Below are 14,152 nucleotides of genomic sequence, written 5' to 3'. Positions count from 1 at the left end.
ATCATTTTTTCACTTTCAACATACTTGCATTAATAGCAACAACAACAGTGCTTACCGTCATTAAAACAGCACCTGCGGCTGGGCTTAATAAAATGCCCTGCTTGTATAAAACACCTGCTGCCAATGGTAATGCCACCACATTGTAACCAGTTGCCCAAATTAAATTTTGTATCATTTTACGGTAAGTGGCTTTGCCAAACAATACTAAGTTCACAATATCTTTTGGGTTACTGTTTACCAAAATAATACCAGCGGTTTCTGCTGCTATGTCGCTACCACTGCCAACTGCAATGCCAATATCTGCAATGGCCAGAGCAGGTGCATCATTCACGCCATCGCCTGTCATAGCTACAAACTCGCCTTTGCTTTGCAGGTCTTTTATCTTCTCTAATTTTTGATGGGGTAATACTTCAGCAATAAAACTATCCATGCCTAAAGTATCGCTTACGCTTTTTGCAACTTTGCTATTATCGCCAGTAAGCAATATGGATTTGATATTATTTTCTTTTAGGGTTTTTATGGCTTCGGCTGATTCAGGACGGATTTCATCAGACAAAGCAATATATCCTGCCAGTTGATTGTTGACGATTAAGAACACAACCGTTTCTGTATCGTTGGCAGTAAATCCTTCGGGGATAGTTAAATTATTTTCTTTTAAATAGCCTGGGCTAACTACCAATATTTTTTTACTTTCTACAGTAGCTTCAACACCCTTACCAGTTATGGCATTAAAGTTTTCTGTAGATGGAATAGTGATGGACAAATCTTTTACTTTTTGTAAAATACCCGTTGCAATGGGATGTTCTGATTGTTGTTCTAATGCTGATGCAAGGCGGATGATGTCGTTTTCGTTAAACGCTGTTTGAAGAGATATAATTTTTGAAACTTCAAATTTACCAACTGTTAATGTGCCTGTTTTATCAAAAACAATGGTCGTTATTTTCCTTGCATTTTCAAAGGCTGTTCTGTTCTTAATCAACAAGCCATTTTTTGCGGACAAAGCTGTTGACTTTGCAACCACCAACGGCACAGCCAAACCCAAAGCATGAGGGCAACAAATAACAATTACTGTAACCATTCTTTCCATTGCAAAGGCTAATGTTTGCCCTGATAGATACCAAACAAAAAATGTGGTGATACCAGCAACCAATGCAATAATGGTTAGCCATTTTGCTGCCGTATCTGCCAGCAACTGTGTTTGTGATTTTGATTTTTGTGCATCATCTACCAACTTGATAACCTGCGATAAATAGGAATCTTTTGCAGCATGGGAAACGGTCACTTTTATTGAGCCGTTACCATTGATTGCACCAGCAATTACTTTGTCGCCTTTTAGTTTTTGTATTGGCTTGCTTTCACCAGTCAACATACTTTCATTGAGGTAACTTTCACCTTCCAAGATGATGCCATCGGCTGCAACTTTTTCCCCAGGCTTTACAAGAATGATGTCATTTTCTTTTAGTGTGTCTGTCTTTACATCATGCACCATATTGGGCATTACCATGTGAGCATCGGCAGGCATTAACTGCACCAATAGTTCCAGTTCTTTAGAAGCACCTGCAACGGATTTCATTTCTATCCAATGCCCTAATAACATGATAAGAATTAGTGTTGCCAGTTCCCAAAAGAAGTCCATGCCCTGCAAGCCAAAAACTATGGCTACACTATATATATAGGCAACTGTAATGGCGAAGGCAATTAAAAACATCATCCCGATATTTTTTGCTTTTACCTCATCTACTAACCCTTTGAAAAAAGGCAGTCCGCCGTATATGAATACGATGCTTGATAAAGCAAACAGTATGTATTGCGAACCTACAAACTGCCAATTAAAGCCCATAAAATGCTGTATCATTTCTGATAGTAGCATGATGGGGATGGTAAGAATAAGCACTATATAAAACCGCTTTTTAAAATCGGTAATCATCATAGCATGGTGGTTATGCCCTGCCATACCCATTGAAGGATTTGAACCATGTTGCATGTTGCTCATGTCATGCCCTTCATGGTCTTCCTTATTTGCCTCGTGTTGATGTTCCATGGTAAAACGTTTTATTTTCTTGAAGAGTTGTGGCTAATCATAATTTTCCATTCGCCTTTTATTTTTTTCAATACCGATGTTGCGATGCCCTTCCGTTTTACTTCTGAATTGTCTTTTAAAAGAACAATACTGTAGTTGTAGGTTTCAGTTGTAAAAGCATAACTGCCTTCCACTTGCACTTCTACCTTGTAATTGCTGTAAGTAAAAGATTTGAACTCCTTTAATTCGGGTGCAAGGTGGTGTTCCAAATAGTGTGCATAGCTTCCTTCGCTGCCACCAGATTCATACATTTTGGAATCGGCACTAAACCATTTTTCAGTACCAGTAACGTCCAATTTTTCAACGGCACTATTATACTGTTTCAATACATTCTTAACAGCCTCAATGTTCTTGTTTTGTGGGAAGGCAGGCATGGTGTCCTTGTTATTAACGTATTGCTTTATTGCCTCCCTGTCCGTACCAGCTTCCTTGCTTTGAGCGAATGAAGACACCATGAACGTTAATAATTGTAAAGCAATAAATATATTTTTCATGCTACCATTTTAGAGTAATAAGCACACAGATAATAATTTACCTGTGTGCTTATTGATGATTGAATTAATGATGATGCGTAACTACAGAAGGTTTTGCTGTTATATAGTTTTTGAACTTTGATGAAATTGATTTGCCATTTACCGTAGCAGTAACTATACAATTTTTATAACCAGTTGCTTTGGCATTGCCTACAACGAAACCATCTGTACCATTTGTAACCAATGTTTCACTAATGGTAGTCCCATCCTCAAATTGAAATAGTGCCTTGCCAGTTACCCCTGTATTGTTCATTGCTTTAGCATCGCCATTTAAAATATAGATGTACACTTTGCCTTCTTTCACCAATATCTCAGCATGGTTTGGGTCGGCTTCTTGTACGGTACCACCATGTGGGCCTTTACCAACTTCACCTACATGGTGTTGTGCATAGCCATGGCCTATACTTAAAAAAAGTATTACCAGTATAGCTATGCCTGTTTTAATTTTTAATAGTTTCATTCTGCCAAAATTTAGTAGTTAAAAAATTAGTGTTTCATATCTTTCATATTCGCCATAGTATCATGCTTCATATCTTTCATATTAGCAGATGTTCCTTCAGCAACATTCATCACAAAATCACTGGTATGTACTTTGCCTTTGCTCTGGTACTGAATCCATCCACGGTAAATACCAGGTTTATCAAAAGTGGTATGTAAGTCAAATTTGCCACCTTCAACACTTGGGTGAACGTGCAAATATTTTTTATCAGCAAGGCTTACTACCACCATGTGTGCTTTTGCACCTAAATAATCCTCTAATGTATTTACATCCACTTCTTTACCATTGAGCATCATTACACCATTAATATGCATAGGCATATTGGTTAAAAATTTACCACCCTCTGGCGAAAGTGAAACAGAAAAACCATCACCACCTGAACCTGTCAATTTATCTGTATCATATTTTTTAGCAGCCGGTACAGTACCGCTGATTGTTACATTCAAATTGTCCACAGTATGGTTTGCACCACTTGGTTTATAATCTGCAAATAGGCTGTATTTTCCTGCAAAAGGGAATTTCTCTTTTACAATGTAAGCCCCATCTGCATTGAGTTCTGGATGAATATGATCGAACCAGCTAAGGTCTTCACTTACCACAATCAGGTGTATTTTTTTGGTATGCTCAACATCTAATGGTACTTGTTCGGTTGGCTTGTCTTTTAGTTTTGGTACCATTGATAAAGTAACTTCTTCATTAGCTTTTGCTGATGTTGGTGTAGCGGTAAAAAGCATACTTACATTACTTGGGCCACCTGCATTGTCGTTATGTTCAAGTGCCATACCGCATTTAGGGCATTTGTCACCTTCTTTACCGGTTACTTCTGGGTGCATTGGGCAGGCATAAATATGGTCGCCACCTTCGTGTGCTGTTTCTTTTTTAGTGGTATCTGTACTTGTCGTTTTGGTTTCGCTGCTGTTGCAAGCAGTAAAAAAAGTAATAGCACCAAATGCCAATACTGTTAGAGAAATTTTGAAGTTTGTGCTCATTGTAATTCTATTTTATTTAATTGATTAATTGTGATTGTGTTCATGCGGTGTTGCTTCCTTCTTAGCTTCTAACTTAGCAAGGTTCATGTTGCATTTAGGGCATTTGCCAGCTTTGTCGTAGGTTTTGTCGCCTTCGCATTTCATAGGGCATTGGTACGTTTCAGTAGTTACAGGCTTTAATTTGGCTTTCAAATTCATACCACACTTTGGGCATTTGCCGGGTTTGTCGTAGGTTTTATCGCCTTCACATTTCATGGGGCATTTATAAACCATGGCTGCTGTATCGGCCATTTGAGTAGTTGTTTTTGATTGTGCATTTGTGGTAGTAAAGCAGAAAACTGCAATTGCCATTGTGATGATCATTTTAAACTGTTTCATTGTTTTTTGTTTTTGTAGTGAATAAAAAATTATTGGTTTAAATAAATTGTTTTCATTTGATATGCCCCAATGGTTACAACCCTTTCGCCTTCTTCAGCACCTTTTAAAATGGTAGTGAATTTACTATTAGAAGAACCTTTATTGATGTAACTAATACTGTACCGTTCGGCCTTATCTTTTACAAAAACGGCTGGCTTGCCATTAATTTCTGCTATGGCATCTGTTGGTACAATTACTTGGGTAGACACATTTTTAGAAAAAATATTGATGGTAATATTCTCACCAATTTTAAATTGTGCTTTGGGGTTGATGATTTCAAAAATTACCTTTTGCGATTGATTGCTACCATTAACCGATTGGGCTGTGGAAACTAATTTTAATCGATAGGTTGTTGTATCGTTTTGGATATTTGAGTTAACGGTAATCTTCTCTGTATTTTTTAGTTGCAACGCATCATTGGCAAATACTTGAGCTTCAACCAAAACCTTGTCCAAGTTGGTAATATCAAACAATGTTTCGCCAGTATTTACAACTGCACCAATGGCATAATTAAAGGTGCCAACTACCCCTGTAATAGGCGATGTAAGCAGTATCGTTTTTGTATTGCCAATATTACTGCCTGTATTGCTACTGAACAACTGCTTGTTCTTTAAGGCTGTTTCGTATCTGGCTTTTGCCTCTGTCACGTCTTTTTTTGCGGCAATATCTTCTATTGCTTTTAGCCTGTCGTATTGTGCTTTTGCTGCATTAAATTCTGCATCTAGCGTATTTTTTTGTGAGAGAATATTTATCTGTGTACCTGCATCTACCTGTTGTTCTATTACTGCCAAAACCTGCCCAGCTGCTACGCTTTGGCCAACTGCCACTTTTAAAGAAACTATTTTACCAGTTTGTGGCGATTGTACAACAGCCCTGCCCTGTGGCGATGGAATTAACGTACCTAACACTTGCGTTGATTGACTAAGATTACCCGTTTGAATTTTTGTAGTAAGTATCCCAAATAGAAATTGAGATTCTTTTTCTACAATGAAATTATTAGATAAAGAGCCGCCTGATTTATTGCCACCACCTTCTTCCTCACCGTTGTGTGCTGATGCGGTATTATAAGTTGCAGTGGGCAATAAACATAGTAAAATAATAATGCTTGCAGCAACTTTCCGGTTGGTTTTCTTCATTACAAAAAACATTAAAAACAAACCCAACAATAACCCTATAATACCAAAAAACCAATTGCTAGTGTACCAATGTGAAATAGGATGAACATCAACGATAGTAGGCTTTTCCAGTTCTTTGCCCACCTCTATATTGCTAATCAACAGTAAATCTGGACCAAGCTTTGAGTTGATATTTACAGTAAGATTGTACGACTTTTTTTCTGTAAAAATCCCACTCACTTCATACACATCTTTATCAATTTTACGAACACTTAACTTGATATTTGGGTTGTCTGAAACGGTGATTTGCAGGTTAGCACTATCTAACGGGCTATTGGTAGTAAAGTCGCTTATAAATAATTTTAGTACCGATGGTTTACCCGGTTGTAGGGGTTGGTATTTTACTAGCAACTCATATATTTCCGATGCGGCCTCGCTACTAAAATAGGTTGCAGGTTTACTGCCTTCTTTTTTGGCATCACCATGGTCTTCACCATTATGGGCAAAAATGAAAGATGGAATAAGTAGCAGTAAAACAAAAAGTCTTTGTATCATAATGTTCCGGTTAAATATTTTATAGATAGTACACTTAGATTATAATTCTTTATGGCTTCTAAGTATTTTAATTGGATTGAATAGGCATCATTAATGTTCCGTAAATAACCGATATAATCGTTCTGCCCATTGTCAAATAATCGTTTGGCAGTAGTGATAATTTCATTCGCTTTCTTTAGCCCTGTGGTTTGATAATACTGTAACGATTGTGTATAAACGGCCAACTCATTTTGTGCCTGTAACAATTGAACAGACAGTTGTTGCTGTAAACCGTTTACCTTTTGTTTGTTAATGTCAAGCTCTGTTTTTGCTGCAGCGATATTGCTTTTATATTGCCCAAACCATAGCGGCACAGTAAACCCAAAACGAAAACGATTGCCAATTGGGGTGCTTCTTTCGCCTTGATTAAAATAGCCCAAAGCCAAGCCTGGCAATGCTTTTGCTTTTTGTAAGTCAATGTTATTTTGCGAAATAATGGTATTTTGATTGGCAATTTGCAACGATGGATTGGTATCAAAAAGTGTACTATCTGTTGGTACAACCTTATTTGTCAATTGATTATTATCCAAAGGAAAAACCGTAAAAACTTCCTGCGAACCAGTAAGGTATTGCAACTGGCTTTGTAAATTGGTAATGCTAATTTGAGCTTGAACATATTGGTTATGTACTTCACCATATTGGCTTTCTGCAACTGTTTTTTGTAGGTAATCAATTTGCCCAGCATCAAATTGTCGGCCGCCTGCAGTACTAATACGTTGATACACGGTATCTTGTACAAACAATTGTTGTTGCAGCGCCACTGCATATTGCAATAACAAATACAGTTGCTTTACCTGCAGCTTTACGTCATTTTCTGATACACCTTTTTCCTTTTCTGCCAATACAATTTTTTGCTTTTGCAATTGGTATTGTTTGCCATAAACCGTTGGAAATTCGATGGATTGTGTAATACTACCAGTATAAAAATTACCCGTAGGACTTTCAATAAATACCTCAGGATTTGGTAGGTTGATGGTGCTTTTCAACAATTGCTTTTGTTGCAAAACAGATAGTGCAGCAGCTGAAATATTTCTGCTGTTTTTTAAAGCCATATTTACTGCGTCCGCCTCGGAAATTGGTTTTTGACCATTACTATTGATTACCAAAAAGAGGGAAACAAATGGTATAAAAATACGTTTGAACATAAAAAATAATTACAATAACTGAAACAAAACATATTGCCTTTGTGGCAAACAAGTTTAGTTCGATGGGCGAAATGCCATCAAACACAGTTACTGTAACTAAATTTGGAAACTCTGTATTGCTATGCGTATATCAGGTGGGGGGGGATAGAAAAATCTAGTGTGGTATTTTTCAGGATATGAATTGGCCATTTTCAATAAATCAATACCAAAGCATGTACTGATGATGGGCACAAAAACAGGTGCATCAAGCGAAGCCTTTACATTTTGTGATAGTGCTTTATCTACATTTTGAAACTTAACAACTGCATCGTTACAGCAACCACCTTTGCCATTGGCTTCATTATTCTCGTGATGATGTATCGTTGATTTATGATGGTGTTCATGCTTTTTTCCATCAGCATCTGTGTGCACAGATGGTGTTACAGCAGCTTGTTCGTCCTCATGATGATGAGACTTGTTGAAGCCCATGTCTACACCCATAGCACAAGCAAAACCTACTACCGTATTCAATGCGAATACGGTAAAGAGGAACATTGCTTTTAATTGTATGGATGTTATTTTTTTCATTAAAGTTATAAAAGTAAGATAATTACTTAGTAAATGATATTTCGTTCAGTAAAGTTATAGTTGTTCTCAGCATAAAATGTTGCAAAATCCTTGAAATTGTTATAATTTCTTGGTTATAGTCTTGTAAAACGAGTAATTCTTTCCTCTAAGAACCCATTTTGAACTTTGAGGATATAATTTCCTTTTGGCATATTTCCGACATTAATTCTAATATCTGAAACCCCTTTAACAATATCAATCGATTGTCGCCGTAAAATAACACCATTAAAGTTAATTATAAAAAGGCTTACCTTATCTATATTAGGTGAGTAAAGACTTAGTAATACTTCACTATTTACAAGTGAGGGTGCAATACTGTTGATTGCAAATTTTTTTTCCGTTAATGTTACAGTAACGACCTTAGAGCTAGAATACCTGCCATCACGATCGCCTACATTGATTTTGTAAAAAAGAGTTCCCCCGATATTTGCATCAGTGAAGTCAAAAGGTTGCTTGCATCTGAGCTTATCGGCCTCAAAGGCGTTGATTGTTGTATAGTTTATGCCATCACTTGACCTCTGTATTTGAAATTTTGCAAATTCTAGAAAGCATACTACACTCCAATCTAACCTAATACCATATACTATACTTTTGGCTTCTAGCGTATTTATTCGGACAGGCAAAGAATCAATAGGCTGAGCAAAAGTACCTAGGGAAGAAATAATTGTTATAAAAGTCGATGTAATCTGCTTCATAAAAAAATTATATGATAAAAAATAAATAATATTACACAGATTTAGCTATTTTTCCTAAAATAGAGTGATTCTCACCAAACTTGCATAAGGCATCGCAATGTGTACGCAGTTCTGAAAAAAGAATATACTTGATAACAACATTGTTCTGTTTTATAGCAGGACGGGACAGTTGAAGGCAAACATCTTTCTCTCTTTTATCTGGCACTATTAGGTAAAACACCTCATCCCCATTTGCAATAGAATAACTTAAATCAGCCAAGCGTAAAATGCCAGAATAAATACTTGTGCTTTTTTCCACTTCAAAAGCAGCAATAACATTATTTGTATTTTTCTGAAACCAAAGAACATCAATCAGTTTGATAGTATTTAGTGTTTCTTTATCCAAATCAATCTCAGGAAATTGTTGCAGGCCTAAAAATGAAAAACTATTCCCGCCATGCGACCTTGAACGGTCATTGGAAGCAGCGATAACATCATACCCAAGAGCCTTACCAATTTTTAATAGGTGGTACTGCATTTCGGTATGCAGATTTTCCTCTTCTTTTTCTTGCTGCACACTTTCCTGCCTCTTTTCTATTAGCCGTTCTAGTTTTTTTCTTTCGGTTTCAGATAAATATTCATCGCTTCCTAAAACTAATTTTTGTGAGCCAATTTCAAATAATAGCCCAGCAATTGCCCCAAGGTCGGATGATAAAATGGAACGGTGCTGGCTGTTTGTATCAACCAATACTTCCCGCAGTTTCAAATATTCAGCCCAACTGCCAAGCTTCTTTTTATCCTTGAACAAAAAATTAAAACCATTGATAATAGCTGTATTAAACGGGGGGATAATTGTTGGGTGAAGAAAATAAAGGATGCTGGCAACTGCAGGACCAAGCCCTTTAATTTTATATCCATCCAGCTTAATAATTTCTTTAAGTACCTGTTCCTCTGATTTTGCATTAAGACAATTTTCTAAGAATTGTCCAAAAGCTTGTTTGTTGTTCTCATTCTCGTATATATCTGGTATCCTAAGTTTGGGTTTCCAATAAAACGGGTGAGATGCACCTTCGAATACTTGCTTTTGTTCTGTGATACAGTTTAGCACAAACTCTAATGAAGAACCTTTAAAGTCATTTGGAAATTTCTTGTTCTTTATATCATCAATAATCTGCATAACGCCCCTGCGGATTGAACGGAAAGCCTTTAGACGGTCTTCATTATTAATAAACCAAGTATTGTAAACTGATTGAGTATCTTGTTTATACTGAATTATTATTGGGGAAAGGTTACTAATCATATTTTTTCAAAAAAAGCAAATTACATTATTTGCAGCAATCCTTTTTCCTTACAAAATAGCCTTGAATATTTTCCAGAGAAATTGTTTTATTGATTGTATTTGGGTCATTATATAATTGATATTATCATTACTACACTCATGCCAATCATCATGCCATCTTCAATTATGGTAACTGTACTCATGGGCAAATTGAACACAGCACCCAAACAGGCACATTTTATTTTACGCTTGTTGAATACGCTTTGTAGTACCCCAATTATACTAACTGTCATTACAACTATAGTAACAATGCTAGTAGCAAAAAGTTGAAAATTGATTGCATAGGCAATACCCAAAGCCAATTCTATAAAAGCATAAATAAAGCCCCAACTATTTAGCTTTTTTGCAACCACATCGTACATGGCATAGCTTTCTGCAAAGCCCTTTAAGTCCAGCATTTTAAAGAAAGAGAATGTGAGAAAGAACCCTGCCATAAATATCCTCATGGTGTCCATCCAATTGATTGTACTGTGCTGGAAAGAAGCTATGAAAGATATTGTAGTAATGTAGGCGAAGATTAATAGAATGGGTTTGTAAGTAGCCAACCAAGTTTTGGTTTCTTCTTCTGCAAAGGCTACAATAACAGGTTTGTTTTCCGCTTCTTCAATTTGGTATTTAGGATAATCCTGCAAAGCTGCTTTAAAAGTGTTTATGGAAATGTGCTTTGTCATTTCTATATCTGCTGTTGCTTTTTGCAGGTTGATGGATACGTTTGTTACGCCTTCAATTTTTGATAGTAAGCCCTGTACTTTGGATTGGCAGCTTGTGCATGTCATGCCTGTAATGCTATATGTATGTGTCATTATTTTTAATTTGACACAAAATTACTTTGGGCATATATAGGCGTTGTTATGGAATTATGGATAGGATTTGTAAGATTTATAGCTCTTCAATATTCCTGCGTTTATGTTCTTTAATAGACTTGAAATAAGTCGGTGTAAAGCCTGTTACTTTTTTGAATTGGTTGGATAAGTAGGCAACACTGCTATAACCTAATTGGTCGGCAATTTCTGACAACGTTAGTTGGTTGTAAACCAACAATTCTTTTGCCCTTTCAATTCTTTGGGCAATAAAATATTTTTCAATTGTTGTTCCTTCTACTTCTGAAAACAGATTGCTTAAATAACTGTAATCATGGTGTATTTGTGAGGTAATAAATTCTGAAAGGTTGGTCTTAATGTTTTCAGGTGAGTGGTGAACCAATGTTACAATCGTGTTTTTAATCCTTTCGATGATTTGGCTTTTGTGGTCGTCAATTATTTCAAAGCCTACTTGTTTTAAAGCAATATCAAGTTGTAGTAGCTCACTTTTTGTAAGAGGATGTTGAAATACAGCTTCGCCCAATTCAATAGAAGTAGCAACCAATCCTTGGTTTTCAAGGACTGATTTTACCACCATTTTGCATCGGCTGCACACCATGCTTTTTATATAGAGTTTCATTTTTGCAAAATTAGAGTTTCATCCTTTGAATCCTTACCGCATTTAATATTGCCAATAAGGCTACGCCTACATCTGCGATAACGGCTTCCCATAAAGTCGCAATACCGCCAGCACCTAATACTAAAACAACAACCTTTATCACCATTGCTATGGTAATGTTCTGCCAAACAATTCGCCTTGTAATCTTTCCAATTTTGATGGCCATTACAATTTTTGATGGCTGGTCATTTTGAATAACGACATCGGCAGTTTCAATGGTAGCATCACTACCCAAACCACCCATTGCAATGCCAGCATCAGCCAATGCCACCACAGGTGCATCGTTCACACCATCACCCACGAATGCAATATGCTTGCCTTCATTTTTCAATGCTTGTACCTTCTCCACTTTGCCTTCTGGCAGCAAATCACCATAGGCGTTTTCAATGCCCAATGCCTGTGCCACTTTTGATACAACAGATTGTTTGTCGCCCGATAACATGACCGTTTGAATTTTCAAACTGTGCATTTCATCAATAGCCTGTTTTGCATCTTCTTTTATCTCGTCTGCAATTGTGATATGCCCTGAATATTTATCATTGACCGCAATGACTACAAGTGTATCAACAAGGGTTTCTATTTCTTTTGGATAGTCAATATTGAATTTCTTTAATAGTTTTACGTTACCTGCCAAAACACTCTTTCCATCAACTGTTCCTTTCAGGCCATGTCCTGATATTTCCTCTACATTTTCTGCCTTTGCATTTTTGATAATATCACCTGCATAGGCAACAACTGCCTTTGCAATTGGGTGTGTCGAATTGCTTTCCAGAGTTGCTGTTAGTTTCACCAGTTCATCTCTTTCAATGTCCTTTGTTACCACATCCTGCACCTTGAAAACACCTTTGGTCAGTGTTCCAGTTTTATCCATCACAACTACATTAACCTTCGTGATAACATCCAAGAAATTGGAACCCTTGAATAATATCCCATTGCGAGAAGCCAAGCCTATTCCTCCAAAATATCCCAATGGAATTGATACTACCAAAGCACATGGGCAACTGATTACCAAGAATACCAATGCCCGATAAAACCACACATTGAAAACATAAGGATGAACAAAAAAGTAAGGGATTAAACAAACACCCAATGCCAATGCAAAAACGATAGGTGTATAGATTTTTGCAAACTTGCTGATGAATAATTGTGTCTGTGATTTCCTTGCTGTGGCATCCTGCACCATTTCCAGAATCTTGCTCAGTTTGCTATCCTTAAAAAGAGATGTTACTTTTATTTCAGAAACCTTATCAAGGTTAATCATACCAGCCAGCACCTGTTCCCCTTTACGCTTTGTGTCAGGTTTACTTTCTCCCGTGAGTGCAGCCGTGTTAAATGTTGCAGCTTCTGAATCCAGTTCACCATCCAACGCTACTTTTTCACCAGCTTTCACCTGTATGATTTCATCTACCTGTATCTCATTTGGATGGACAACCTGTGCCGTACCATTACGCAAAACCGTTACTTCATCTGGACGAATATCCAATAAGGCTTTGATGCTACGTTTTGCCTTGTTCACTGCCGAATCCTGAAACCATTCCCCAATGGAATAAAATACCATCACTGCCACACCTTCGCTATATGAGCCAATACTGAATGCACCAACAGTTGCCACACTCATTAAAAAGAATTCATTAAAGAAGTCGAACCTTTTGGCTTTTATAAAAGCGAGTTTCAACACGTTGTAGCCAGCCAATAAATAAGCAATGGCATAAATGATAAGGTCGATAGGAAATACTGGTTTGAACTTAAAGCCAAACTCAAGCACCAGCATCACCAGTAGGATTGCTAAAGAAGAAAGTAATTGCCAATGAGCTTTCCAACCTTCTACTTCACCGCTACCGTGGTCGTGGTCATCATGTTCGTCACCGTCTTCATGGTCATGACTATCACCTTCACTGTGGACGTGTTCTTTATTATTTTCAGACTTATGTACAGGTTTCTTTTTCTGTACATCCTTTTCGTCAGTATTGCAACATTCTTGTGACATATAAATTGTTTTATGAGATAAAAAATGATAGGATTCCTGTGGTTACCAAAGTCCATCCTGTTATAATGCCTGACTTATGTTCAAGCGTATGCCAGTTTAATTTCAGTACCCCTTTGTAGGCAAGCCTTACCCATAGCACCATACCCGAAACAGTAATGCTTAGGTACATCAACGAAATACCAACAACTACCCATATACCTTTTGTTCCTGCCAATAGAAAATAGGCTTCTATTTCCATACATGGTGATAAGAACATGGCTACAGTTAAGGCAAATATGATTTTGGTTTTTGCTAATGTAGGCTTAGGTGTTTTATGTAAATGAAAGTGTTTATGCCGATGATGCTGATAGATAAAAAATATCCCCAACAATAGCAAGATAATGGGGGTAACAAAATGAGTGAAATATTGAACCTTGCTTGCCAGTTGCATACCCAACATACTCAACACTATGCCAATTGCAATGGTACTTAAAGCATGTGCCAATCCCGATATAAATGTTACGCTTGTTACTTCTTGCAAAGTCCAGTTATCTTTCTTGCCAATAGCCAATACGGGCAACCAATGACTGGGTATCACTGCATGTAGTAAACTCAATAAAAGGCTACCTATAAAGATGCTGTACATCAAACTTGTTTTTTGATTAGTTGACTAAAACAAAAAAGTTGCGGAAATATTTATCCGCAACTTTTGTATA

14 protein-coding genes are annotated in these 14,152 nt (G+C 36.9%); all 14 read right to left on the bottom strand.

The window, feature by feature from the left end; all coding sequences use genetic code 11:
* Window position 1: 1 nt before the first annotated feature.
* The 14 genes from ACFOW1_RS15650 to ACFOW1_RS15585 all read right to left on the bottom strand — a co-directional run bounded on the left by ACFOW1_RS15650 (window position 2) and on the right by ACFOW1_RS15585 (window position 14,082).
* On the bottom strand, window positions 2-2,041 hold the full coding sequence (locus ACFOW1_RS15650) for a copper-translocating P-type ATPase (protein WP_379015571.1): 2,040 nt from the start codon (window positions 2,039-2,041) through the stop codon (window positions 2-4).
* A gap of 11 nt (window positions 2,042-2,052) precedes the next feature.
* Window positions 2,053-2,574: a nuclear transport factor 2 family protein gene (locus tag ACFOW1_RS15645; RefSeq protein WP_379015570.1), complete on the bottom strand. Its 522-nt coding sequence runs from the start codon at window positions 2,572-2,574 to the stop codon at window positions 2,053-2,055.
* A gap of 64 nt (window positions 2,575-2,638) precedes the next feature.
* Window positions 2,639-3,073, bottom strand: coding sequence for a hypothetical protein (locus ACFOW1_RS15640; protein WP_379015569.1), 435 nt, complete (start codon window positions 3,071-3,073; stop codon window positions 2,639-2,641).
* 26 nt (window positions 3,074-3,099) lie between these two features.
* The gene (locus ACFOW1_RS15635) at window positions 3,100-4,101 is read right to left on the bottom strand and encodes a heavy metal-binding domain-containing protein (RefSeq protein WP_379015567.1); all 1,002 of its coding nucleotides are present in this window, start codon (window positions 4,099-4,101) and stop codon (window positions 3,100-3,102) included.
* 24 nt (window positions 4,102-4,125) lie between these two features.
* On the bottom strand, window positions 4,126-4,479 hold the full coding sequence (locus ACFOW1_RS15630) for a heavy metal-binding domain-containing protein (protein ID WP_379015566.1): 354 nt from the start codon (window positions 4,477-4,479) through the stop codon (window positions 4,126-4,128).
* A gap of 29 nt (window positions 4,480-4,508) precedes the next feature.
* Window positions 4,509-6,188, bottom strand: coding sequence for an efflux RND transporter periplasmic adaptor subunit (locus tag ACFOW1_RS15625; RefSeq protein WP_379015564.1), 1,680 nt, complete (start codon window positions 6,186-6,188; stop codon window positions 4,509-4,511).
* A complete protein-coding gene (locus ACFOW1_RS15620) occupies window positions 6,185-7,372 on the bottom strand; it encodes a TolC family protein (RefSeq protein WP_379015563.1) in 1,188 nt (395 codons plus the stop codon). Before ACFOW1_RS15620 ends, ACFOW1_RS15625 begins: the two co-directional genes overlap by 4 nt.
* Window positions 7,373-7,468: 96 nt before the next feature.
* The gene (locus tag ACFOW1_RS15615; RefSeq protein ID WP_379015561.1) at window positions 7,469-7,939 is read right to left on the bottom strand and encodes a hypothetical protein; all 471 of its coding nucleotides are present in this window, start codon (window positions 7,937-7,939) and stop codon (window positions 7,469-7,471) included.
* A gap of 113 nt (window positions 7,940-8,052) precedes the next feature.
* Window positions 8,053-8,673, bottom strand: coding sequence for a hypothetical protein (locus ACFOW1_RS15610; RefSeq protein ID WP_379015559.1), 621 nt, complete (start codon window positions 8,671-8,673; stop codon window positions 8,053-8,055).
* A 31-nt stretch (window positions 8,674-8,704) separates the two neighbouring features.
* Window positions 8,705-9,952: a hypothetical protein gene (locus ACFOW1_RS15605; protein ID WP_379015557.1), complete on the bottom strand. Its 1,248-nt coding sequence runs from the start codon at window positions 9,950-9,952 to the stop codon at window positions 8,705-8,707.
* 107 nt (window positions 9,953-10,059) lie between these two features.
* The gene (locus ACFOW1_RS15600) at window positions 10,060-10,794 is read right to left on the bottom strand and encodes a heavy-metal-associated domain-containing protein (RefSeq protein ID WP_379015555.1); all 735 of its coding nucleotides are present in this window, start codon (window positions 10,792-10,794) and stop codon (window positions 10,060-10,062) included.
* A 76-nt stretch (window positions 10,795-10,870) separates the two neighbouring features.
* Window positions 10,871-11,431, bottom strand: a complete 561-nt coding sequence (locus tag ACFOW1_RS15595) for a helix-turn-helix domain-containing protein (protein WP_379015553.1) — start codon at window positions 11,429-11,431, stop codon at window positions 10,871-10,873.
* Window positions 11,432-11,441: 10 nt separating this feature from the next.
* Window positions 11,442-13,457 (bottom strand): heavy metal translocating P-type ATPase, encoded by a 2,016-nt coding sequence (locus ACFOW1_RS15590; RefSeq protein WP_379015552.1) that lies wholly within the window; start codon window positions 13,455-13,457, stop codon window positions 11,442-11,444.
* A 10-nt stretch (window positions 13,458-13,467) separates the two neighbouring features.
* Window positions 13,468-14,082, bottom strand: a complete 615-nt coding sequence (locus ACFOW1_RS15585; protein WP_379015551.1) for a hypothetical protein — start codon at window positions 14,080-14,082, stop codon at window positions 13,468-13,470.
* Between the last annotated feature and the right edge of the window lie 70 nt (window positions 14,083-14,152).

Origin of the sequence: Parasediminibacterium paludis, assembly GCF_042651445.1 — a bacterium.
In the GTDB taxonomy this organism is placed as follows: Bacteria; Bacteroidota; Bacteroidia; order Chitinophagales; family Chitinophagaceae; genus Parasediminibacterium; species Parasediminibacterium paludis.
This window is presented reverse-complemented; position numbering and strand designations above follow the sequence as displayed.

Coding starts and splice junctions, on each gene's coding strand:
- ACFOW1_RS15650 (WP_379015571.1), bottom strand. CDS start 2,041: ATGGAACATCAACACGAGGCAAATAAGGAAGACCATGAAGGGCATGAC.
- ACFOW1_RS15645 (WP_379015570.1), bottom strand. CDS start 2,574: ATGAAAAATATATTTATTGCTTTACAATTATTAACGTTCATGGTGTCT.
- ACFOW1_RS15640 (WP_379015569.1), bottom strand. CDS start 3,073: ATGAAACTATTAAAAATTAAAACAGGCATAGCTATACTGGTAATACTT.
- ACFOW1_RS15635 (WP_379015567.1), bottom strand. CDS start 4,101: ATGAGCACAAACTTCAAAATTTCTCTAACAGTATTGGCATTTGGTGCT.
- ACFOW1_RS15630 (WP_379015566.1), bottom strand. CDS start 4,479: ATGAAACAGTTTAAAATGATCATCACAATGGCAATTGCAGTTTTCTGC.
- ACFOW1_RS15625 (WP_379015564.1), bottom strand. CDS start 6,188: ATGATACAAAGACTTTTTGTTTTACTGCTACTTATTCCATCTTTCATT.
- ACFOW1_RS15620 (WP_379015563.1), bottom strand. CDS start 7,372: ATGTTCAAACGTATTTTTATACCATTTGTTTCCCTCTTTTTGGTAATC.
- ACFOW1_RS15615 (WP_379015561.1), bottom strand. CDS start 7,939: ATGAAAAAAATAACATCCATACAATTAAAAGCAATGTTCCTCTTTACC.
- ACFOW1_RS15610 (WP_379015559.1), bottom strand. CDS start 8,673: ATGAAGCAGATTACATCGACTTTTATAACAATTATTTCTTCCCTAGGT.
- ACFOW1_RS15605 (WP_379015557.1), bottom strand. CDS start 9,952: ATGATTAGTAACCTTTCCCCAATAATAATTCAGTATAAACAAGATACT.
- ACFOW1_RS15600 (WP_379015555.1), bottom strand. CDS start 10,794: ATGACACATACATATAGCATTACAGGCATGACATGCACAAGCTGCCAA.
- ACFOW1_RS15595 (WP_379015553.1), bottom strand. CDS start 11,431: ATGAAACTCTATATAAAAAGCATGGTGTGCAGCCGATGCAAAATGGTG.
- ACFOW1_RS15590 (WP_379015552.1), bottom strand. CDS start 13,457: ATGTCACAAGAATGTTGCAATACTGACGAAAAGGATGTACAGAAAAAG.
- ACFOW1_RS15585 (WP_379015551.1), bottom strand. CDS start 14,082: ATGTACAGCATCTTTATAGGTAGCCTTTTATTGAGTTTACTACATGCA.